Here is a 23,418-nt window from a genome sequence, read left to right as displayed (position 1 = left end):
CAAACGAATGGAAAAAGAAATCATCATAGGAGTAGACCTCGGTGGCACGAAAATCATGACAGGGGCCATCGACCAACAGGGCAACGTGATAGGAACGCCCGTCAAAGTGGCCACGGAAGGCACACGACCCAAGGAGGTTATCCTCGACAAAATCATGACCTCTATCCGGCAAGTGATACGCGACAACGACCTCGACCCGGCCCGATTGCGTGGCATCGGCGTGGGGTCTACGGGCCCGCTCGACAGCGACAAGGGCCTCATTCTCGAATGTCCGCAGCTGCCCACACTGCACTTCTTCCCCTTGCGCGACGCATTGAGCCGGGAGTTTGGCCTGCCCGTGGCACTCAACAACGATGCCAACTGCCTTATTCTGGGCGAGGCTCGCTTCGGAGCCGGCCGCGGTAAGCAGCGCATTGCAGGCTTCACGCTCGGCACGGGTATCGGGTGTGCACTCGTATTCGATGGGAAGATATGGAACGGAGCAACGGGAACGGCCGGCGAAATCTGGTGTTCGCCCTACGCAGACGGCATCATCGAGGACTTCATCTCAGGGCATGGCGTCGCCAACATCTACCGTTCTGTTTCGGGAAAAGAGGCATCTTCGCTCGATGTATTCAGGCTTGCCGAGCAGGGCGACCAAGAGGCTTTGACCACATGGGAGACCTTCGGGCGGCATCTGGCCGTGCCCTTGGCATGGACCATCAACCTCATTGATCCCGAAACCGTTATCTTGGGCGGCTCAATCGCTGCAGCCTACCGCTACTTCGGCCCCGCGATGGAGGCACAACTCCGGCAGAACATCTGTCCCGTTCCGGCCAAGCAGACGCGCGTCGTGCTGTCGATGCTGGGCGATAATGCCGGCTTTGTGGGTGCAGCCTGCCTGATGCTGGAATGAAGAACCGGCACGCTCGGCCCGCAATTTCAGCCATTTTGGCCTGCAATCTCAGCCATTTCACACGCTAATATCAGCCATTTTACGCGCTGACATGACCCATATTGCCCGACAAAATGAGCCTTATTGCGGCACGGAATAAATTTCCTTGCGGGAAGAAATAAATTTTCATACGGGAAGAAATAAATTTCTTTGCGGGAGAAAATAAATTTATATACGGGAGAAAATTTATGGGCATACGGGAGAAAATAAATTTCCTTGCGGGAGAAAATTCCACGGGTCGCCGCGCAACGTCAACCATCACGTAAGCCGACATGCCTCATCCCGCAACGCACGCTGGCGGAGAACGGCACAAAATCCGAGCGAACGAACAAAACAATAGAAGCAATAACAACGAAAAACGATACAATGAAGAAAACCATTTCAACTATCTTTGCCCTCGCGGCATTGGCCGTTATGCCGGCAAATGCCTCGGACGAGAAGCAAATGCTCACGGACTGGGAACTGAAATCCGCCGTGCAGGTGAAGCAAGGTGGCGGAATGCTCTCGCTTTCCTCCTATAAAACGGACCGCTGGATCAAGGCGAAAGTGCCCACGAGTGTGCTGGGGGCGCTCGTCAAGGCGGGTGTTTATCCCGACCCACACTTCGATTTGAACGACCTAAAGATACCCGATGCGTCGGACGATTTGAACCGACGTCTGGGTCTGAGCAAGTACAGTTACATCAAAGGTACGCCCAATCCGTTCAAGCATCCCTATTGGTTCCGCACGAAGTTCCGCATTCCGGCCAACCGGAAAGGGCGGCGTGCGTGGCTCAACTTCGATGGTATCAACTACAGAGCCGACGTTTGGGTGAACGGAAAGCAGGTGGCCGACCACCGCGAGATGGCCGGAATGTTCCTCAGGTTCAAGTATGACGTGACGCGATTCGTGTCAGCTGACCGAGAGAACACGGTAGCCGTGAAAATCTATCAGGTAGACAATGTGGGCACACCGTCGCCGGGTTATCTCTTCGAACCGTTCGGACAAGGACGCGGACAGGGTGCCGAGATATTCCGAGACGTTACGTTGAAGTTCATGGCCGGCTGGGATTGCTCGCCCGTCGTGCGCGATCGCAACATGGGAATGTATCAGAATGTTTACCTTTCCTACACGGACGACGTGAAGATAGAGCACCCTTACGTGGTTACCGACCTGCAACTGCCCGACACGACGAATGCTTTCGTCACCGTTTCGGCCGAACTTCGCAACGCAGGAACGACCGTTCGGCGGGGCATTCTGCGTGGAACCATCGACTTAGAAAAGGAGATTGACTTCTGTACGTACAGGAAACTGATGCCCGGAAGCATGCAAACTGTGGTGTTTGAACGGGAGGTTGAGGTGCCTGCAGGCCGCAGTATTACGGTGTCGTTCACGCCAAAAGACTACGCACAACTGCACATTCGGCGGCCTTATCTGTGGTGGCCTAATGGCTATGGCATGCAATATCTGCACCGACTGAAGCTCACTTTCGAGGCCGACGGCAGGGTTTCTGACACGCAAACCACCACGTTTGGTATCCGTAAAATAACGTCTACGCTGAAAGAACGCGATGGCGAACACGGCCGAATCTTTTGGGTAAACGGCAAAAGGATATTCAGTCGGGGCGGCTTTATCCAGCCCGATATGCTCTTGGACATGAACCGAAAGCGCATGTATGACGAGGCTCGGCTCCTTGCCGCAGCCGGCGTGAACATGATTGCCAATGAAGACATGCCCTCGCCTCCCGAAGAAGTGATGGAAACCTACGACAAATACGGCCTCTTGATGTGGGAGGTTTTCTTCCAATGTTGGACAAGTTACCCCGGAACGGAGACCTTTAAGAACCCCACGGACACCAAGTTGGCACTGCGAAACATGTATGATGTGGTGAAAAGATACCGCAACCACCCGAGCTTGGTGCTGTGGTGTATGCAGATAGAAACCATCGTTCGCGAAGAGCTTTACGTGCCTTTGCGACAGTATATCCGCGAGAACGACCCCACACGTCCGTTCATTGCGACGTCGAGCCACGGCTGGAATGTGGAAGAAACGCCGTATATCAAGCCCGACCTGCCCACCGGAATGACCGACGAGAACGCTCCTGACTACACATGGTACCCACATCCCTACTATTATGAGAAGGTATTGGAGGTGAAAGACCAGATGTTTCGCAACGAGATGGGCGTGCCTGCCGTTTCAACCTTGGCCAGCATGAAGAAGTATATCTATGATTTGGGCAAGGGAGAGAAGCGGGGTTACTATCCGTTGGACAAGGTGTGGGCCTACCACGACGCTTGGGATTCCATCTGTTGTCCGCCAGAAAGCTACGCCTACAAGCCTTATGACGACGCCATTCGCCGCCAGTTTGGCCAGCCACAAAGCGCAGAAGACTACATCAGATGGGCGCAATACATCAACGCGGGCAGCTATCGTGCGATGTATGAAGCCGCAAATCATCGCATGTGGGACATTACAACTGGAGTCATGTTGTGGAAACTTAACGCCACATGGCCGCAGGTTTTGTGGCAGATTTACGACTGGTTCCTCAATCCGAATGCGGGATATTACTACGCAAAGAAGGCCTTGGAGCCGTTGCATATCCAGATGAACGAACACAACCGCATGGTGGCTGTCATCAATACCCAGCATCGTTCGCACGATGAACTCACGGCCGACGTGCGTCTTTATGACTTCAACATGAACGTTGCATGGCAGAAACAGCAACCGCTTTCCATCGGAGAAGACCGCTATCAAGAGCTGTTTACCATTCCACAACCCGACGGAATAACGCCCGTTTACTTTGCCCGTCTGCTCCTGAAAGACAAGAACGGCCGGGTGGTTTCAGAGAACTTCTATTGGCTTTCGGCTGACGGAAAGAACGATTTCCGGCCAATTACACGTATGCCGAAAGTGGAATTGCAACTCAATTCCACTACAATGACGAAAGATGGTGACGTCATTATGAAGGTCAATGTCAAGAACCCTACCGACCGACTTGCCTTCATGCACCGCCTCATCATCACCAAAGGAGAGGGCGGAGAAGAGGTTTTGCCGACCTTCTGGAGCGACAATTTCCTCACCATCTTCCCCGGTGAGACGCGTGAAGTGACGGCAACGTTCGCCCGGAAAGACCTGAACGGCACCACACCCGTGCTGAAGTTAGACCGCGACCAATAACAAATCCATCGACTTATCCCTATCAACAAACACATAAAACCTTAAGAATTATGAAGAAGTATTGCTTATTCATCGCGCTGCTGCTACCGCTTTTGCTGGGCAGTTGCAGCAATGACGACTCGCAACCCGGCACAAACGACGCCGATTACATCACCGTTGACGCCCGTAAAGCCCTCACGGGAACCTTCGTAGAGTTCTCGGGAAAGGACGATTGGGCGCCTTATCAGTGGAACAGTCTGCTGGAAGGCATGAAGAAAATCGGGCTGAACACGGTCATTGTTCAGTTTGCTGCCTACAACGACAACACGTGGTTCGACTCGCAAAACACGTTCACCAAGAACAAGAACAAGTATGCCTTGGCCCGCTTGTTGGCTGCCGCGGAGTTGAAACACATGGAGGTCTACATCGGACTTTACTTCAACGACGAGTATTGGAAGAACCAAACCAATGCCGAATGGCTGAAACTGCACGCCGACCGCTGCATCTCCATTGCGCAGGAAATCCAAGCACGGTTCGGAAACAGCCCCGCTTTCAAGGGCTGGTACATTCCCCATGAACCCGAACCTTATGCTTATAACAGCGATGCAAAGGTGGCTTTGTTCAGAAACGACTTTGTGAACCGCATCTCAGACAGGCTCCACAAGCTGAACGGCAAGCCCGTTTCGATTGCCGCTTTCTGGAACAGCGACCTCTCAACGCCCGAACAATTGCAGCATTTCATGGCCGAATTGGCCAAGGCCAACCTGCAAGTCATCATGCTGCAAGACGGAGTTGGCGTGGGACACGTGACGCTTGAGCGATTCGCCGGCTATTATCAAAGTGCGGCAAAGGGCCTTTTCAAGGAGAATACATCATACAAAGGAGCCTTCTGGACCGACCTTGAGACCTTCTCATCCGGCAGTGTTCCCGCGCCGTTCGCCCGCATCAAGCAGCAACTCACAACCGAACTGGCCGTCGAGAAAGTCACGAAGGCCGTTTCGTTCCAATACTATAACGACATGTGTCCCACCGGTCCGGGCGGCAAAACGGCCGGAAAGCTCCGCCAAACCTACCGTCAATATCTTGAAACGCTCAAATAGAGCGGCTCCGAATCTTCAAGCATCGCGTTCCTAATAAGTAGCGAACGCAAGCGCCCACCGCCGGTTTCATATCGTCGGTGGGCTTTTTTTGCGGCCACATCGGCCCTGTTGCAACTTGGTTTCAACCTTATCGTGTCATCATGTGCCCGGTTTTGAACACCAAATGACAGCGGTGCCCATGTAGGGACGCACGGTTCGTGCGTCCCCTCAAGGAGAATGAAACACAAATGCACGATTGTTAGAGCGGACGCACGAGCCGTGTGTCCCTACATCGTTCAAGCAGAACGGAACATAAGTTCTATTGATAACCAACGACTTACACCTTGCTTTTCAATCTCACCCATTTTACCGCGCAATATAGCTGGGATTGCACAGCAATATGGGTCATATTACACGGTAAAATGGGGGAGATTGGAATGCAGGAAGTAAGTGGTTGATTTTCAATGTGCATGCGCTTGGTCTTCAAATGGGGCTGATGGGCGTGCAGAATGAAAGCCGGGGCATGCGAATGCCTTGGTACTTATGTGTGTGCATTGCTGTTTGAGCGGACGCACAAGCCGTATGTCCCTATATATTTCCATGGCAAATGCTCATTGAAAATAGGAACATACGGCCCCGTAGTCCGCTCAAATAGCGTGTGATGGCAGCCATGTGGCCGCCCGATATCAACAATAAAGGGACCTACTTGATGAACTTATGCGACACGAGCATGTTCTTCGGGTCGAGCGCTTCATCGAGTTTATCCTTCGTCATCAGCTCCTTTTCGAGCACGATGTCATAGACCGAGCGATTGGTTTCAAGGGCTTCTTTGGCCACTTTTGTGCTGTTTTTGTAGCCGATGTAGGGGTTCAAGGCCGTCACAATGCCGATGGAGTTCTTCACCATCTCGTAACAACGCTCCTTATTGACGGTGATTCCGAGCACGCATTCCTCTGTAAGCGTATCGATGGCATTGTGCAACCACCACAGACTTTCAAAGAGACACTCAGTGATAACAGGCTCCATGACGTTCAATTCAAGCTGACCTGCCTCGGCAGCAAAGGTGACCGTGACATCGTTTCCGATGACTTTGAAGCACACTTGATTGGTAACTTCGGGGATAACGGGGTTCACTTTGCCCGGCATGATGGACGAACCGGGGGCCTTGGGTGGCAGGTTTATCTCGTTCAAACCGCAGCGCGGGCCTGATGCCATGAGTCGGAAGTCGTTGCAAATCTTGGAGAGTTTCACGGCCAAACGCTTCAAAGCGCCACTGTAACTGACGTAGGCTCCGGTGTCGGGTGTGGCTTCTACGAGGTCGGTTGCAGAGACAAAAGGCTCTCCGGTGAGCTTACTTAGGTTGGCCGCACACAGCTTTGCGAAGCCCGGAACAGCGTTCAAGCCTGTCCCGATGGCTGTTCCGCCCATGTTGATTTCGTGCAACAGCTTGACATTACGCTCCAAATTGAGGACTTCCTCCTCTAAGTTATTGGCATAGGCATTGAACTCTTGGCCCGCAGTCATGGGCACTGCGTCCTGCAACTGCGTGCGTCCCATCTTCAAAACGTCCTTGAACTCTTCGCCTTTATAGCGCAAAGCGCTGATCAATCCCGTCAGACTTGACACGAGACTTTTGTTCATTCGAATGAGAGCAAGGCGGATGGAAGTGGGGTAAACATCGTTGGTACTCTGCCCACAGTTCACATGATCGTTGGGATAACAGTATTGATAGTCTCCCTTTTTGTGTCCCATTATCTCGAGAGCACGGTTGGCTATCACCTCATTGGCGTTCATATTGACCGACGTTCCGGCTCCTCCTTGCATCATATCGATGGGGAAGTTCTCGTGCATCTTGCCGTCGATGATTTCCTGACAGGCCTGACTGATGGCACCAGAAATCTCATCATTGATGACACCGAGGCTGTGATTGGTCTGCACGGCAGCCAGTTTTACGTAGGCAATGGCCACGATATAGTCGGGATAGTCACGCATCTTCTTGCGCGATATGTGGTAGTTGTTGATGCCACGCTGGGTCTGTACGCCGTAATAGGCATCGATTGGTACTTTGAGCTCGCCTAAAAGGTCGGACTCTACTCTGAATTTTTCTTCTGACATAGGTGTTGAATGTTGATGTTTAATGGGAAATGAGGAATTATCTTTCATGAAGAATTCCTCAATTCCCCAATGAATCATTGTTGTTTTCTATTATTTTATTTTCAAGATATCCTCTGCAAGCACCCTCTCCCCTCCCTTTGGGAGGGGATGGAGGTGGGTGTTTAGAATGCCTTTATCCTATACATGAACCCCAATTCGATGCGGTTCGTGTTGTAATCCTTCAGCCCCGACTTCTCACTGAAGTCGTATTTGCGGCCCACATAAGCCAAGAAGACACGGAAGTCCTGGTCTTTAATGGGGTAATACTCCACACTTCCGATGTAGCCGAAGCTCTTTCTGTAGTCCTTTCCTTGCTCCATTTTGCTGATACTTGCCGTCTCATACATGCCTTTCAGCATGAGGTTCCATTGCGGAGCGAACTGCCAATTGACCTTAGAGATGAAACTATTGTAGTGAACATCGCTGGCATAGACGTTGGCTCCAAGCACATGACCCATGTCACCGGTTGCTATTCCGAGCCGATCGAGCCCATCCCATGCTCCCATATAGTCCACATACCATTGGAACTTCGCAAGATTTAGCTGCTGACCAAGCACGAGCATGCGACTGTATTTGTGCCGAGCTTGCGTCTGAAGTCCCCAAGACCATCGCGTATTAATCATGCCGTTGGCAAAGCTTCCATTCCAGTTTGCGATGTAAGTCAACGGGTTTTTGGATTGCTCTAAGGGCCGAGTTCCACCCTGTTCCCATGCATTTGACCCCACACCATAGACCATATTGAGGTTGTCATTGTTGGCATCTGACACCTCAAAAGCCAACTCTTGGCTCGGTATAGGCTTGTAGGAAACGACCAAACCGGCCATGAAATTGTCCATATAGTCTACCATATCGCTGTATTGATAGATGTACATGGGGTTCTCATCAAACTCAAATCCGCCCCAAATCTGGCACATCTTACCGGCCTGAATGCTCAACTTGTCGTTGAATTTCCAGCCAGCCATCATGATATCCGTAGCCTTGGCAAAGTTGTCTCCACGTGCATCTGTGCCCTTGTTCAGGCGATGACGGAAGCGATAATAGAGGTGGTCGCCGATGTTTCCTTTGATTTCAAGGCGCAATTGCTTGTTGGTAAAGGCCGTAGACCATTCTTTATCGCCGTTCTGCTCTGCCCGGAAGCTCGCAGCATAGTTGAAATACACGTTGAACGCATCGTTCTTCTTTTCCAAATTCGCCACTTTCTCGGCCAAAGAAGCGTAGTTTCCGTCGCTTCCGCCCATGCCGGTGTTGGCTCCGTTCTGTGCGCCTGCCGTCAAACTTGCGGCAAGTAAGGCGCAAATTAACATTGTCTTGTTCATGGTTAATACTCTTGGAAATACTTTTGTATCTGTTGCCAGTCGCGCGTCTTGGTCAAAGCGAGTTGCAAGAGCACGCGTGCTTTCTGCGGATTAAGGTTCAATGCGGCCACAAAATGATACTTACTGTCGTCCACTTCTCCGTTCAAACAAGTCGGACCTGTGGGAACTCGGCTCGCACGCACAATCTGTGTGCCACTCTCTTGCATCTGAACTGCAACGTCAAACACGTCTTTATAGAAGTTACCATCACCCACTCCGGCCAGCACAATGCCATCGAAATCGGCCTTAAAAAAAGCCTCTATAGGAAGTGTTGAGCAGTTGGCATAACCGTAAATGATGCCAACTTTCGGCAGTTTCTCAAGGTTATCGACATTGAAAATGCTTCGAGTTGTGTGCTTATATGTAGGCTCGAAGATGTAATAAGGCTTGCCGTTGTAGACGTATCCCATCTCTCCATAGGTGCCTTTGAACGTGGCACAGTCGGTCGTATGCGTCTTGATAAGGCTCTTAGCATCGATAAGTTGGTTGTTCATACAGGCCATAACGCCATGCCCTTTGGACGAAGGATCGACCAAAGCTGCCACACCATTGTAGAGATTTGCAGGCCCATCGGCACTGATTGCCGTTGAAGGTCGCATGCTACCTACAAGGATTACGGGCTTATCGCTGTGGACTGTGAGGCTCAAGAAATAGGCCGTTTCCTCCATCGTATCTGTACCATGCGTCACGAGAACGCCGTCATAGTCTCCGCTAAGCAGCTGATTGATGCGCTTAGCCAGCTTCAACCACACGGCATCATTCATGTCCTGACTGCCGATATTGACCAATTGTTCACCGCTTACATCGGCTAATTCCTTGATTTGAGGCACGGCATCAATCAGTGTTTGAATGCCTACTTGCCCCGCACCGTAGGCAGATGAGGTGGCACTTGCACTCACTCCGGCAATCGTTCCGCCCGTTGCGATGATGCGAATCTTGGGTTTTGCACTCAGTGTCAGCGTGAATACCAATGCCAACAGCATCAGCATTGAAATCTTAGTTGTTCTCATACTGTTTGTTTTATAGGTTAAAGATAGGTGTTAATATAGAAAGGTGATGACTAAATAGCCCACACCAATGCTCACAAATGTCGTGATGAAGCCGGCCAATTGAAAGCTATGGTTCAACACATATCGGCCAATTCGCGTCGTTCCCGTGCGGTCGAAGTTGATTGCCGCCACCTCTGTTGGGTAGTTGGGAATGAAGAAATAGCCGTTAACGGCAGGGAACATGGCCACCAAAGCCAGCGGAGTTATGCCCAAACCTATGCCCAATGGATAGAGTGTTCTCACTGTTGCAGCCTGCGAAAACAGCATGATCGACATGAAGAACAACGCCACTGCGAAGAGGAAAGGATACTGAGTTACGATGCCAGCGATGTGACTTTTGAAGAAAGAAAGGTTGCCGTTGAAGAACGTATCGCCCATCCATGCGATGCCAAAAATACTGACCATGGCATTCATTCCGGCTGCAAATACGTTGCCTTTCACGGCATCTTGCACCTTTGCTTTGCCCACTAAGAGGATCAAAGCCGACATAGCCATCATAACAACTTCAATGATTTCGGGCATTCCCATGCGCACGGTTTCACCGTCAACCACGAAAGATGGGCGCAGAGAAGGAACCGAACCGAAGATCACAACCAGCAGAACAGCCATCAAAAATGCCATCACTGCATACTTGGCATGAGGGTTCGGGTGCGCTTCTATCTGCTCCATTTGCTTGCTATCCTGCTCGGGATTGATGACACCTTCCTTGACCCTGCGTTGGTATTCGGGGTCATCAACCAACTCTTTCCCTACATGGTTCTGTACGAAAGAGGCCACCAAGATGGCAATGAGCGATGCCGGAATGCAGATAATCAGCACATCTTTCAGTTCAATTCCCCTGCAACCGAGCAAATCAGTGGAGATAATAGCCGCCGTAGCTGCTGAAACCGGACTGCCAGTAATGCCCAATGAGGCTGCAATTGTGGCCACACTCATCGGCCGTTCGGGCCTTATCTTCGAGTTGGTTGCTATCTCTGAGATAATCGGAAGCAGTGAATAAGACGTGTGAGCTGTGCCGGCTACGAGGCAAAAAAGCCACGTTACGAGTGGTCCATAATAAGTAATGTGTTCGGGATGTCGGCGCAGAAACTTCGCAGCAAGGCCCACCAAGTAGTCCAATCCGCCTGCCGCTTGCAGCGAAGCTGCCGCAGTGATGACCGAAACAATAATCAACATCACGTCTATCGGCAGCTTTCCGGGCTTCAAACCAAAGATGAACACGAGGATAAAAACACCCACCATGCCATAGATTCCCAGCCCGATGCCACCCACACGTGCACCGATAAAGATGAGTGCCAAGACGATAAAGAGTTGCAAGATAATCAAAAAGGTCACCATAAATGATAGTAGGTTTGTAGAAAGATAGGCTCGTTGAATATTAAATTCTATGGACAAAAATAGGCAAAAAAAGGCAAACCGTATTTACAAAATCCTGCACTCTTTTTGTAAAATACGAAACAATCGGCCCAGTTTTCATGTTTTCCGACCGCAAAATACAGGTTGAAACCATCTTCTCGAGGCCATATTGGCATGTAGGGACGTACGGTTCGTGCGTCCGCTCAAGGCAAATGGTAAACGAATATACATGATTGTCGGAGTGGACGCACGAGCCGTGCGTCCCTACATACATCAGGCAGTTTGCAAAATGACGGAAACAAATTTCCGATAATCATTTTTTTTCGTATCTTTGTGGGCAGTTAACCAAAATAAGATACGACATGAAGAGACCTTTTATCCTGTTATTGAGCGTTTTATCTTGCGTGGTCCAGGCACAGAACCGGCAAGAAACAAACCTGCGAACCTGGCAGTTCAGCCGCGACAGTGTGCATTGGCAGCCGGTAACCGTGCCGCACGACTGGGCCATCAGCGGCCCTTTCGACAAGAAATGGGACCTGCAATGCGTGGCCATCACGCAAAACGGCGAACAGAAAGCCACCGAGAAGAGCGGTCGTTCGGGCGCGCTTCCGTGGATAGGCAAGGGATTTTACCAAACAGAATTGACTTTCGAGACGCTTCCCTCACATGCTTGGCTCGCCTTCGACGGTGCAATGGCCGAGCCAAAGGTCTATGTCAACGGTCATTTTGCAGGAGAATGGAAATATGGCTACACGCCTTTCCGGATAGATGCCACGAGATGGCTGAAGAAAGGCCGCAATCTCATCACCGTAACACTGAATAACGTCGAGGAAAGCAGCCGATGGTATCCCGGAGCCGGGCTGTATCGGCCCGTGAAACTCGTGACAACGGGCGAAACTCACTTCGATTCGTGGGCGACTTTCGTCAGAACGGAGCGCATCGAAGCCGGAAAAGCCATCTTGAAAGTGGACTTTCAGACCGTCGGACCCATGAAAGGGCGATTGGTTCGCGGTCGGATCATCGACGACCGGGGCAACCTTGTGGCCTCATTCAGCCGACCAGCCGCCCCAAGCGGCTTGAACGAACTGACCGTTACGGTGAAAAAGCCGCATTGTTGGAGCCCCGAGACGCCTCGACTTTACACACTCGACCTCGCGATATGTCGCGAATGTGGCAGCAAAGGCCCCACACTTGTCGACGACCGCCAGCAACAACGCTTCGGCATTCGCACGGTCAGCGTGTCGAAAGCAGGCTTCCAACTCAACGGAGTGGCCCGGAAAATTAAGGGCGTCTGCCTACATCACGACCTCGGACCGCTGGGTGCAGCCGTCAACAAGGCTGCCCTTATCCGCCAGATACGCCTTTTGAAAGACATGGGATGCGATGCCATCCGCACCAGTCACAACATACCTTCGACGCTACAGATGGAAGTTTGCGACTCCATGGGCATGATGGTGATGGCCGAAAGCTTCGATATGTGGCGCTATCCCAAGTGCAAGAACGGTTATGCCCGCTTCTTTCAGGCGTGGAGCGAGCGCGACATTGAGAACCTTGTACGCTGCCATCGCAACCATCCTTCCATCATCATGTGGTCCATTGGCAACGAGATTCCCGAGCAAGGCAGCGCAGAAGGGCGCGAGATGGCCCGCAACTTGCAGGCCATTTGCCACAGATTGGACCCGACGCGGCCCGTTACGCAGGGCATGGACCGTGCCGAGGCGGCCCTGAAGAGCGGTTTCGCGCAGGAAATGGACGTTCCGGGCTTCAATTACAGGGTATATAAATATGATACGAACATCACCCAACTTCCCGCGGGCTTTCTTTTGGGGGCCGAAACGGCCTCAACGGTCTCGTCACGTGGCGTGTATAAATTCCCCGCACGCATCACCGACAAGGCTACCTACAGTGATGGGCAGTGCTCAAGCTATGATACGGAATACTGCGGCTGGAGTAATCTGCCCGAAGCTGACTTCCTTATGCAGGAAGATCGGCCGTGGACAATCGGCCAATTCGTGTGGACAGGCTTCGATTACCTTGGAGAACCCACGCCATATGATGAGTTTTGGCCGAGTAGGAGCAGCTATTTCGGTATCTTCGACCTTGCGGGAATACCGAAAGACCGCTACTATCTCTACCGAAGTGAATGGAACAAGCAGGCACACACGCTGCACCTCCTGCCCCATTGGACGTGGAACGGGCGCGAAGGTATGGAAACACCCGTGTTCGTCTACACGGATTATCCGTGTGCCGAGCTGTTTTTGAACGGAAAAAGCCTTGGACGGAAGTGTAAACAGGCCTATACCGTCGCGCCGGGAACGCCAAACGAGGAGAAACGGCGCTTGGAAACCAAGGAGTTGCTGCAACGTTACCGCCTGATGTGGGACGATGTAAAATACGAACCGGGCGAGTTGAAGGTGATAGCCTACGATGCCAGCGGTAAAGCCGTGGCCACACAGCAGATAATGACAGCCGGTTTGCCCGACCATCTCGTGTTGGAAGCCGACCGAAACAGCATTCATGCCGACGGCGATGACCTTTGTTTCGTCACTGTTTCGCTGGTTGACGCCAAAGGGACGCTCATTCCGACGGCCGATAATGCGCTGTCGTTCGACGTAAGCGGCGCGGCAACGTTCAAAGCTGCCTGCAACGGCGATGCCACAAGCCTCGAACCATTCACCGAACCCCGCATGAAACTCTTCAACGGAAAGCTGGTTGTCATCGTTCAGAGCAACAGACAGCGTGGCGATATCACGCTGACCGTGACGGACAAAAGCCTCGGTAAGCACGCCACTTTGAAGCTGAAAGCCGACTGAAACAGCAGGATAAACCGGAAAAATGGCTGTGGTTTGCAGCATGCGTTTTCATATTGAATTCCAACCTCCTTTTCCCGGTTTCTTGTTTCAACCATTTCGCGTCGTGGTATGGGTGAAATCGCATGTAGGCACGCACGGGCTGTGCGTCCGCCCAAGCGGAGTTGACGAGTTAAATAAGTTGGTAAGTCAGCGAGTTACATGCTTTGAGGTATGTAGGGACGCACGGCCCGTGCGTCCGCCCAAGGAGAATGAAGCACAACTGCACGATTGTTAGAACGGACGCACGAGCCGTGCGTCCCTACATGCGCGTAAACAATCAACTTGTTCCCCGTTTACTCGTTAACTGGTCAACTGGAAAACGGAGCGGACGCACGGCTCGTGCGTCCCTACATACCTCTTGTCAACAGTTCATCTTATCATTTTGCTAATCCTAAAGTTCAATGTTCAAAGTTCAATGTTCAAAGTCAACGTCCCTACATGCATTCGAACGGTTTGCAATCTCAACCATATTGCGCGGTAATCTCAGTCCTTTTAGCGTGTAATATGGCTGACATTGCGCGGTAAAATGGCTGAGATTGGAACGCAGGATATAAGTTATTGATTTCCAATGTCAAAGGCCTTGGATTTTATTCTCCTAACCGCAAGCGGTATATTGACGAAAATCGTAGAATATCCAAGCATATTTTATAAATCAATAGGGCTTATTTTCATTTATATATTCTCTGGTGTTTTTTATATGTCGCTTGCGGTTAGGCGATAAAAAGACTTTCATTGAGAATTAGGAAAGCCATTTATCGGAAGAAAACGCAACACCCTTGGCGTTGGCTTCTTGCTCGTCACTCGGTGACAGGGTTGACGTTGCACGTCAACCCTGCCCTATAAACAACGAAACCGCCATGCGGTTTACGATATGCGTATTGGGAACGTAGAGCACAAAGAGAGGAAAAACAACAAAACCGCCATGCGGTTTACTATATACGGATTGGGAATGCAGAGCACAAAGAGAGAATAAACAATGAAACCGCCATGCGGTTTGTTGGTTGTATGCCCATATTTCCCCCGCACTTCACTTGCCTTTACATGAAAAACGCTGTAAGCATGTAGGGACGCACGGCTCGTGCGTCCGCCCAAACAACCGAATGAGATAACACAAGCAAGGCATTCGTTCTACCCAAACAATCGCATGAAACAACAAGAGCAAAGTGGTTATGCGATAGTTTCAGCTCGGTCAACGATCAAGCAAGGTGAAGTTACAAATCAACAGCTTGTGAATGGTTTTGAGAAATGAATGCAGGTGCATAGCCATTTGAGCGGACGCACGAGCCGTGCGTCCCTACATTTCCCCCACACTTCACTCGCCTTTACATGAAAAACGCTATAAGCATGTAGGGACGCACGGTTCGTGCGTCCGCTCAAACAGCCGAATAAGATAATAAGAGCAAGGCGTTCGTTCCGCTCAAACAACCGAATAAAAAAACAAAAGCAAGGCGTGCATTCTACCCAAACAATCGCATGAAACAACAAAGCAAGGCGTTCGTGCGATAATTTCAGCCCGATCAACGATCAAGCAAGGCGAGGTTACAAATCAACAGCTGGCGAATGGTTTTGAGAAGTGAATGCAGGTGCATAGCCATTTGAGCGGACGCACGGGCCGTGCGTCCCTACATGGCCCGTGAACGCTGCCTAACGGTGGGCGAAAAATGTTGCACGTAAATCACGGTTTAGCCCTCGACGGCTTCCTTTCCCCTTGAGAAAAGGACGTGACAAGGGCTATTATTCCTTGAAAAACTCTCCCCTCCTTTGGAGGGGTTGGGGGAGGCTGGGTGCGACAAAGGCTATTATTCCTTGACAAACACTCCCCTTCTCTGGAAGGAGTGGGGGAGGTTTGCCTGCGACCGAAGCCATTATTTCTTGAAAAACCGGTTGACTTGCTGAATGGCGGCATTGAACTCACGTGGGTTAATGCGGTAGTTAGTCACGGGATTTAGCCGACTATCGGTCACATCCATGGCTCCGTCGCCTTCCTTATTCACGATAGTATCGCCCCCAATAATAAAGGCATACTCGATGTCAGAGCCTACCATTTGCCAGCGACGTGGCCTTTTATCGGTGAGCAAATGGCCGATACTGTAGTCTTCGATGGGGTTCGTTACGCCCAACCAATCGTGCATCAGGGTCGGAACAAGGTCATAATGCGTCGTGCGATAGCTGATTTTCCGAGGCTTCTCGCCCGGAATGCGATACAACAAAGGCACACCAATCTGCCACTTGGTGAAGTTGGCGCCGTGTCCCCAGTAGTTCTTTTTGTTTTCATTGAACTCTTGGGCGTGATCTCCAGAGATAACGATGACAGAATGGTCATATAAGCCCTCTTTCTTCAGCTGTTTGATCACCTCGCCTATCATTTTATCGATCAACCAACAGCAGTTTCGGTAGAGGTTAAAGTAAGGTGTGGGGTCCATGTCGTTGTTCAAGCGGGTGTAATCGGCGTAGTCCCATGACGGTTTGAACCTTTTAGGCATGCTTTTAGGGTATTCATAGCTGTGTGCAAGGTCGTAGAAGAGGAACGAGAAGAATGGTTTTCCCTTTTGTTTCAGCCGTGGCAGCGCACTGATGAAGTCATGTGTGATGCGTTGGTCGCGGTCGTAAGTCGTTGCACCGGGCGTGTTCACCTGCAATTTGGGCACCCTTTGGAACACCACACGTGAGAATGGCGGGTTAACCAAGTTGGCACTGCCGTGAATACTAAAGTTATAACCTTGCCGAATCATTTCGTCGATGAACAACGGACTGATGTGACTCGACTCAAAGCTGTTCCAATAGTAACAAGGAACGCTGAAGAAGAGTCCGAAGATGGAATACCGGGTGCCGTTGCTGCTGCTGAAATGATTGTCATACCACTAACTCTCGGTGGCCACACGATAGACGTTGGGCATCGTTTCGGGCGTAAGTGTGCGCTTGTTCCACGAGTCGATGAAGATAAAAATGATGTTCGGACGCTTTGAATCCTTCACTTTTAGGGGGTGTAAAGGATAGATAACGTCGGTCGAACTGGGCATGTCTGCAATGGGATTCACAGGAGCTTGACAGCCCAAATCCCTCAAGCGCTCGTCGCAGTGAGTGGAAAATAGTAGGGAAGTAGGGCTCTTGACTTCATCACGGAGGGCTTTTGGAAGAACGCTCCATATACATGTATGGCGTTAGATGCAAGGATTGACAACATTAAAAAGGCCGCCATCGACCACAATTTGCCCCGACTCGTATGCCTTACCAACGTGGGAACGAGTCGCCATAGCCCTAAGGCTGCCACCACAAACAGCAGGAGTATGCCCCCTTCCTTGGCCAAAACGGCCGCGTCGAAATTGAATATTTCGCTCGCACCGCTGCCGAATACCATGTTAAGAATAATGCCGTTGATGTGGAACCGATACAGTTGATAGACCTGAAGATTGAGCATTGTCAACACCAACAACAGGGAAACCGACGTCACAAACCAGACTCCGGCCACCCAAGGTTGCCGCAATCGGGCCAGCAGTGCATAGCCGGCAAGGGGCAAGAGCATGATGATGGCGGCATGAGAGAGGCAGGAAAGCACGAAGAACAACCAGCCCATGATGTCCATGACGGGCAAAATAGTGCTGCCGATGATGTAACAAAAGAAGGTAAGTGCCAGTAGCAAGGTGGACAAGAAGTAGTAGATGACGCCCTTGCACTGATATTGTAAAGTGTCTGTCTGAACCATGATATAAAATTATTTCTAAATTTCTGCTTGCAAAATTAGGCATTTATTCTTGAAACAACGCCTGTTTCGCACTGTAAAATCAAGATTTATATGCCGCTGAACGAGCCAAACAGTACCGAGATGTAGCCATTCATGCGCAGCAGGAAAGTTCTTTTTGCCATGTTTTTTCACGTTTTTCTTTTATATATAACGTATTTCCTTTAACTTTGCACTCGTATGGTTCTGAATTATATTTGGGTGGCTTTCTTTGCAATTGCCTTCCTTTTCGCATTGATTGCACTGTGTTTGGGAGACACGACAGTCTTTCAACAGATTGTACAGTCGACTTTTGACGCTTCAAAGAATGCTTTTGAGATCTCATTGGGGCTAACTGGCGTCTTATCGCTTTGGCTTGGCATGATGAAGATAGGCGAGAAGGCCGGTGTAGTGAATGTATTGGCAAAGGCATTGAGCCCAATCTTCACTAAACTCTTCCCCGATATACCGAAGAACCACCCCGTGATGGGAAGTATCTTCATGAATATTGCTTCCAACATGCTGGGGCTTGACAACGCAGCTACCCCAACTGGGCTGAAAGCCATGCAGCAAATGCAGGAACTTAACACGAGGAAAGACACCGCAACCAACCCAATGATCATGTTTCTTGTGCTCAATACAAGCGGACTAACCATCATTCCGACCACCATCCTTGCCTTTCGGGCTGCATACGGAGCTGCCGTTCCCACCGATGTGTTTGTTCCTATCCTCTTAGCCACCACAGTTGCCACGCTTGTTGGCATCATTTTGACAGCTCTTTGGCAGCGAATTAACTTGCTACAGCCCGCACTTTTGGCGTTCATCGGGATCCTTTTGGCATTCGTGGGCGTGGTAATTTGGGGCTTCGGACAGTTGGACCAAAAGACGATGGAGACCGTTGCCAACCTCAGCGGCAGCATGATTCTCTTCTCAATCATCGTGAGTTTCATCGTTGCGGGCTTCATTAAGAAAATCAATGTCTATGATGCTTTCATCGAAGGTGCCAAGGAAGGTTTCACCACGGCCGTGAAAATCATTCCTTATCTCGTGGCCATTCTCGTGGGAATTGGCGTATTTCGCGCCTCCGGAGCTATGGATATGCTGATCAATGGCATCGCATGGTGCGTGGAGAAATGCGGACTTAACACCGATTTCGTAGGTGCTTTGCCCACTGCTTTCATGAAACCTTTGAGCGGAAGTGGGGCACGTGGCCTGATGTTGGAGGCCATGAAGACTTACGGTCCCGACAGTTTTGTCGGTCGACTGAGCTGTATGTTCCAAGGAAGTACAGACACAACGTTCTACATTCTTGCCGTTTATTTCGGCAGTGTGAATATTAAATACACGCGTCATGCTGTTGTTTGCGGCCTATTGGCTGACCTTGCAGGCGTGATTGCAGCCATCTTTTTGGCAAATCTTTTCTTTGAATAAGCGCTTAAAGTCCCACCCCAGCCCTCCAAAAGGGAGAGGTTGGAGGTGGATATTACTTTTTAAAACATGTCAAACTTAAAATCTTTGGCCAAAGATACGGCCATTTACGGACTCAGTTCCATCGTTGCTCGCTTCGTCGGCTACCTTTTGGTACCGATAGAAACGGCGAAGTTCAATGCCAGCGGCGGGCAATTCGGCATCATTACCAACCTCTATGCCTATGTAGCCTTGCTGCTTGTCGTGCTCACCTACGGCATGGAAACCACCTTTTTCCGCTTTATGAACCGCCCGGGCGAGCAACCCGACAAGGTTTATGCAACGGCCTTGCGAACGGTTTCGGGCACTTCTGTGCTCTTCATTGGCTTGATTGCCCTTTTTCTTAGGCCTGTTTCGAATGTCATCGGCTATCAAGATCATCCCGAATTCATTATGATTATGGCGGCATGTGTGGCCGTTGATGCTTTCATAAACATTCCAATGGCCTACTTGCGCTATGCACATCGGCCCATAAAATTCGTGGCATTGCGCATGATAAGCATTGTGGTCAATATCGTGGGTGTGCTGCTTTACCTTGTCATTCTGCCGCATTTCCGCCTCAATCCCTTTGGCATTTACGACGAAAACTTCAGCTTGAACGTCGTTTGGGTGTTCTGGATAGAACTCGCCGGCAGCCTGATTACGCTCTTCTTTTTAGGCAAAGAGCTTCGCGGTTTCCGCAATCCTTTCGACAAAGCTACCTGTAAACGCATGCTGAAATACACGTGGCCGCTGCTCGTGATGGGCTTGGTGGGCCAGCTGAACCAAACAGTTTCGCAGATAATCTTCCCTTGGTTGTATGACGGAACGGCCCATGAAGCTCGTACACAATTGGGCATTTACGGTGCTTGTATCAAGATAGCAATGATCATGGTCTTTATAACTCAGGCCTTCAGATACGCCTATGAGCCTTTCGTTTTCGGCAAAACAAAAGACCAAGACAACAAAGAAACCTACGCCAAGGCCATGAAATTCTATATCATCTTCACGCTACTTGCCTTCCTTTGTGTCATGGGTTACATGGACATTCTACGCTACTTGCTGGGCAAAAGCTATTGGGAAGGACTGCAAATCATACCGATTGTGATGGCCGCGGAAATCATGTTCGGCATCTTTTTCAACCTAAGTTTCTGGTATAAGCTTATTGATAAGACCATTTGGGGGGCCTACTTCAGTGGCATCGGCGCTGTAATCTTGATCGGAGTAGACTTGCTTCTCATTCCAAGGTTCAGCTATTGGGCCTGCGCTTGGGCTGGTTTTGCATCGTATGCCGTTAGCATGGTGCTCAGTTATGCATTCGGACAGAAGTACTATCCCATTCGTTATCCACTCAAAGATATTGCTGTTTACACGCTGATTGCTGCACTGTTGTTTGTCTTTATCTCGGTTTCCAACGCCCGACTCCCCATGGTTGCGGCCCTCGGAGCCAACACATTGCTCATCATTTGCTTTGCCCTTGTGATCGTGAAACGCGATTTAAGCCCATCGACTTTAGCCAAAATAAAAGATAAATTCAAGAAATAAACATCACAAACTGCCTTGCCCTACAAATGAAAGAAGTCACATTCAAGTCGTTCTCCCCTCCTTTGGAGGGGTTGGGGGAGGCTCCCACATTTACTAAAATCATTCTTATGAAGAAAAAACTCTTTTGGGTTCTCATTCCCTTTTTCCTTTTCTCCTTTTCATCTTTACGTGCCGATGAGGGTATGTGGACGCTTTATAACCTGCCACAAGCCGTCTTTAACCAAATGAAAAGCGAGGGCTTTGCGTTGCCCTATGGTGCACTTTACAACAATAACGACGCCATCAAGAACAGTGTTGTCAGCTTTTCAGGCTACTGTTCGGGCGTGGTTGTCAGTCCCGACGGACTCGTTTTCACCAACCACCACTGCGGTTTCGAGGCCATCAGAAGCCACTCCACCGTTGAACACGACTATATGTTGAACGGCTTTGTGGCTAAAAACTATGCGGAGGAACTGCCAAACAAAGACATGTTCGTCAGCTTTATGATCAACCAAAAAGACATAACAGCCGACGTGATGCGCCTTGGTTTCGAGGCCATGGGCCGCAAGAAGCAGAACGCTTTGCTTGATTCTTTGCAGAATGCCTACACATCTGAGGCCAAGAAACAAGACAGTTCGTACCACGTAGACATTGATGCTTTCTACGAAGGTAACCGATATTACGCCACAACCTATCAGGACTTCACAGACTTGAGACTGGTTTTTGCCGTGCCAAAATCAATGGGGAAGTTCGGCGGAGATACCGATAATTGGATGTGGCCGCGCCAGACTTGCGACTTCAGTGTGTTCAGAATATATGCCAACAAGGACAATCGGCCCGCCCCATATAGCAAGGACAACGTGCCTTATCGCCCGAAACACTGGGCACCCGTGAGTCTTCAAGGCTACAAAGAGGGCGACTTTGCCATGACAATGGGCTATCCCGGCAGCACAAGCCGCTATCTTTCGAGCTACGGAATCCGTGAACGTCGCGACGCACTCAACGCACCTCGCGCCCAAGTTCGGGGCGTTAAGCAACGCATAATGGCCCAACATATGCGCGCAGATGAGGCAGTTCGCATCAAATATGACTCCAAATTCGCACAAAGTTCCAACTATTGGAAGAACTCAATCGGCATGAACAAGTGTATCGATTCCATTGGTCTTATTGCTCAAAAGCAGCACTATGAAACCCTCATCCGGGCTTGGCAAGACTCTACGGGCTACCTGAAAGGCCAGCTCGACTTTGGGGAAATGGCCCGTTTCTACGCTGATCGCTTCGAAGCTCGCAAGGCTTTGATGTACTTCAACGAGACTTTCTTGCGCACGAACGAGCTGACTGACCGCGCATTGAAGGCCATTAAGACGACGAGCAAGGACAAGAAAGGGCGTTATATCAAGTTTGATGACAACCGAAAACAATGGGATGCAGCCCTTGACAAGGAGGTGCAAGTGGCGCTGTTGAAGAACTATCGCGCGCATGTTGAAGCCAAATACCTGCCCGCTTTCTATCAAACGATTGATAAAAAGTGCCACGGTGACTACGAAAGATACGTTGATCACCTTTGGGAAACGTCTGCCCTGATGACCAACGGTAAACGGGTTTACGTCACCAAACAGACCATCAAGAAAGATGCCGGACTGCAATATGGCGAGCAACTCAACGCCATGCGCGAACAATTCAACCGTATGTTAAATGCCACACGCGACAGCATCGACGAGCAAGAACGCCTGCTTTGCGCCGCAAAACTGCGCATGGAAGAAGACATGCCCCACTATAGTGACGCCAATTTCACGATGCGTTTGTCCTATGGACAGGTGGAAGGAATCACCCTCGGCGGCCATTCTACCTATTACACCACGGCAGAAAGCCTCGTCGAAAAGATGAAACGGGGCGACAACGGCGTGTTTGATTACAAGGCAGAGCCCGTGATGCACCGCCTGATGGACGCCACTTCGTTCGGTCCATACGCTGATAAAACGACCGGAAAGCTGCAACTTTGCTTCCTCACCAACAACGATATCACGGGCGGAAACTCCGGTTCTCCGATCTTCAACGGCAAAGGTCAGCTCATCGGATTGGCCTTCGACGGCAACTGGGACAGCCTCAGTAGCGACATCAACTTCGACAAACGATTGGCAAGATGCATCGGTGTAGACATTCGTTACGTGCTCTACATGATTGATAAATGGGGGCATGCCGACCATTTGCTGCGAGAAATCAATGCACAATAGGAGGTAAAGCCCAGCCAAACCCTCTCAAAGAGGGGGCGAATGCGCTTGCAATGAGATAGAAATCCCCCTCCTTTTGAGGTTTCTTTCCCCCATGAGAGAAGCTAAGGGGAGCTAAAGACCATTGAAAGGAGGGGACTCCAAACCCGAAATTCCTGCGATTTTCATTGCCTAACTGCAAGCGGTTTTCAAAGAATATCGGAGAATAACAAGCAAATCAACAGAACTTAACGGATAAACCCCATAGGGGTTTCGTTATTTAGAGGGCAGTGTTGGCATGCAATGTCAACGCTGTTGCCAAATGACGAGCAAGAGTTCAACGCCATCGGCGTTGCTTTCACAGCACTTGTTCCATAATAGCGTTAGCATTATACGCCAACATAGCCCTTTCGACAATGAAACCGCGATACGGTTTGTCCATTGAAGGCAACTTGTTCCCCTACCTTAAAACAACCATTTGAGTTGAATTGAAGGTATATATACATGGTTGTTTGGGCGGACGCACGAGCCGTGCGTCCCTACATCACTTGAAGCGGTTTTTCACATCAACCGTATGGCAATGCAATCTCACCCATTTCACCGCGC

At 50.3% G+C, this 23,418-nt stretch carries 14 protein-coding genes; 7 read left to right on the top strand and 7 right to left on the bottom strand.

From position 1 onward, the window contains the following. Positions 1 to 7: 7 nt before the first annotated feature. From HMPREF9944_RS03700 to HMPREF9944_RS03690, 3 genes are all read left to right on the top strand, one after another. Complete coding sequence (locus HMPREF9944_RS03700; protein WP_008564533.1) at positions 8 to 895, top strand: ROK family protein; 888 nt, start codon at positions 8 to 10, stop codon at positions 893 to 895. Between the two features lie 405 nt (positions 896 to 1,300). Then, the gene (locus HMPREF9944_RS03695) at positions 1,301 to 4,090 is read left to right on the top strand and encodes a glycoside hydrolase family 2 protein (RefSeq protein ID WP_008564532.1); all 2,790 of its coding nucleotides are present in this window, start codon (positions 1,301 to 1,303) and stop codon (positions 4,088 to 4,090) included. 50 nt (positions 4,091 to 4,140) lie between these two features. Next, the gene (locus HMPREF9944_RS03690; RefSeq protein WP_008564531.1) at positions 4,141 to 5,169 is read left to right on the top strand and encodes a DUF4434 domain-containing protein; all 1,029 of its coding nucleotides are present in this window, start codon (positions 4,141 to 4,143) and stop codon (positions 5,167 to 5,169) included. Positions 5,170 to 5,850: 681 nt separating this feature from the next. Here the strand turns inward: HMPREF9944_RS03690 and aspA are convergent. From aspA to HMPREF9944_RS03670, 4 genes are all read right to left on the bottom strand, one after another. Further along, complete coding sequence (aspA, locus tag HMPREF9944_RS03685; protein ID WP_044113336.1) at positions 5,851 to 7,263, bottom strand: aspartate ammonia-lyase; 1,413 nt, start codon at positions 7,261 to 7,263, stop codon at positions 5,851 to 5,853. 161 nt (positions 7,264 to 7,424) lie between these two features. Next, complete coding sequence (locus HMPREF9944_RS03680; RefSeq protein ID WP_044113308.1) at positions 7,425 to 8,618, bottom strand: porin; 1,194 nt, start codon at positions 8,616 to 8,618, stop codon at positions 7,425 to 7,427. 2 nt (positions 8,619 to 8,620) lie between these two features. Further along, positions 8,621 to 9,667 (bottom strand): type II asparaginase, encoded by a 1,047-nt coding sequence (locus HMPREF9944_RS03675; protein WP_026356260.1) that lies wholly within the window; start codon positions 9,665 to 9,667, stop codon positions 8,621 to 8,623. A gap of 30 nt (positions 9,668 to 9,697) precedes the next feature. Continuing rightward, entirely contained in the window at positions 9,698 to 11,044 is a 1,347-nt protein-coding gene (locus HMPREF9944_RS03670) for an anaerobic C4-dicarboxylate transporter family protein (RefSeq protein WP_008564527.1), read from the bottom strand. A gap of 380 nt (positions 11,045 to 11,424) precedes the next feature. On the opposite strand from HMPREF9944_RS03670, the gene HMPREF9944_RS03665 reads away from it, so the two are divergent. Continuing rightward, positions 11,425 to 13,875: a glycoside hydrolase family 2 TIM barrel-domain containing protein gene (locus HMPREF9944_RS03665; protein WP_008564524.1), complete on the top strand. Its 2,451-nt coding sequence runs from the start codon at positions 11,425 to 11,427 to the stop codon at positions 13,873 to 13,875. A 1,904-nt stretch (positions 13,876 to 15,779) separates the two neighbouring features. On the opposite strand, the gene HMPREF9944_RS13295 is transcribed toward HMPREF9944_RS03665, so the two are convergent. From HMPREF9944_RS13295 to HMPREF9944_RS13285, 3 genes are read right to left on the bottom strand one after another with little or no spacing between them, the layout of a single operon-like run. After that, positions 15,780 to 16,730, bottom strand: coding sequence for a sulfatase-like hydrolase/transferase (locus HMPREF9944_RS13295; protein WP_406674621.1), 951 nt, complete (start codon positions 16,728 to 16,730; stop codon positions 15,780 to 15,782). Positions 16,731 to 16,775: 45 nt separating this feature from the next. Continuing rightward, positions 16,776 to 16,952 (bottom strand): hypothetical protein, encoded by a 177-nt coding sequence (locus HMPREF9944_RS13290; protein WP_244861106.1) that lies wholly within the window; start codon positions 16,950 to 16,952, stop codon positions 16,776 to 16,778. Between the two features lie 23 nt (positions 16,953 to 16,975). Further along, on the bottom strand, positions 16,976 to 17,617 hold the full coding sequence (locus tag HMPREF9944_RS13285; protein ID WP_008564521.1) for a DUF3413 domain-containing protein: 642 nt from the start codon (positions 17,615 to 17,617) through the stop codon (positions 16,976 to 16,978). 216 nt (positions 17,618 to 17,833) lie between these two features. Here HMPREF9944_RS13285 and HMPREF9944_RS03655 point away from each other — a divergent pair, with 216 nt between their 5' ends. The 3 genes from HMPREF9944_RS03655 (at position 17,834) to HMPREF9944_RS03645 (ending at position 22,836) form a co-directional block, all read left to right on the top strand. Further along, positions 17,834 to 19,063 carry a nucleoside recognition domain-containing protein gene (locus HMPREF9944_RS03655; protein WP_008564520.1) on the top strand — a complete coding sequence of 410 codons (1,230 nt, stop codon included), beginning with the start codon at positions 17,834 to 17,836 and terminating at the stop codon, positions 19,061 to 19,063. Between the two features lie 66 nt (positions 19,064 to 19,129). After that, complete coding sequence (locus HMPREF9944_RS03650; RefSeq protein ID WP_044113307.1) at positions 19,130 to 20,623, top strand: oligosaccharide flippase family protein; 1,494 nt, start codon at positions 19,130 to 19,132, stop codon at positions 20,621 to 20,623. Between the two features lie 107 nt (positions 20,624 to 20,730). Continuing rightward, complete coding sequence (locus tag HMPREF9944_RS03645; RefSeq protein ID WP_044113334.1) at positions 20,731 to 22,836, top strand: S46 family peptidase; 2,106 nt, start codon at positions 20,731 to 20,733, stop codon at positions 22,834 to 22,836. Positions 22,837 to 23,418 lie beyond the last annotated feature (582 nt).

Source organism: Segatella maculosa OT 289 (genome assembly GCF_000243015.1).
GTDB lineage: Bacteria > Bacteroidota > Bacteroidia > Bacteroidales > Bacteroidaceae > Prevotella > Prevotella maculosa.
The sequence above is the reverse complement of the archived record's forward strand: the minus strand, read 5'-3'. Positions and strand labels throughout refer to the sequence as shown.

Coding starts and splice junctions, on each gene's coding strand:
- HMPREF9944_RS03700 (WP_008564533.1), top strand. CDS start 8: ATGGAAAAAGAAATCATCATAGGAGTAGACCTCGGTGGCACGAAAATC.
- HMPREF9944_RS03655 (WP_008564520.1), top strand. CDS start 17,834: ATGGTTCTGAATTATATTTGGGTGGCTTTCTTTGCAATTGCCTTCCTT.
- HMPREF9944_RS03695 (WP_008564532.1), top strand. CDS start 1,301: ATGAAGAAAACCATTTCAACTATCTTTGCCCTCGCGGCATTGGCCGTT.
- HMPREF9944_RS03650 (WP_044113307.1), top strand. CDS start 19,130: ATGTCAAACTTAAAATCTTTGGCCAAAGATACGGCCATTTACGGACTC.
- HMPREF9944_RS13285 (WP_008564521.1), bottom strand. CDS start 17,617: ATGGTTCAGACAGACACTTTACAATATCAGTGCAAGGGCGTCATCTAC.
- aspA (WP_044113336.1), bottom strand. CDS start 7,263: ATGTCAGAAGAAAAATTCAGAGTAGAGTCCGACCTTTTAGGCGAGCTC.
- HMPREF9944_RS03675 (WP_026356260.1), bottom strand. CDS start 9,667: ATGAGAACAACTAAGATTTCAATGCTGATGCTGTTGGCATTGGTATTC.
- HMPREF9944_RS03680 (WP_044113308.1), bottom strand. CDS start 8,618: ATGAACAAGACAATGTTAATTTGCGCCTTACTTGCCGCAAGTTTGACG.
- HMPREF9944_RS03665 (WP_008564524.1), top strand. CDS start 11,425: ATGAAGAGACCTTTTATCCTGTTATTGAGCGTTTTATCTTGCGTGGTC.
- HMPREF9944_RS03670 (WP_008564527.1), bottom strand. CDS start 11,044: ATGGTGACCTTTTTGATTATCTTGCAACTCTTTATCGTCTTGGCACTC.
- HMPREF9944_RS03690 (WP_008564531.1), top strand. CDS start 4,141: ATGAAGAAGTATTGCTTATTCATCGCGCTGCTGCTACCGCTTTTGCTG.
- HMPREF9944_RS03645 (WP_044113334.1), top strand. CDS start 20,731: ATGAAGAAAAAACTCTTTTGGGTTCTCATTCCCTTTTTCCTTTTCTCC.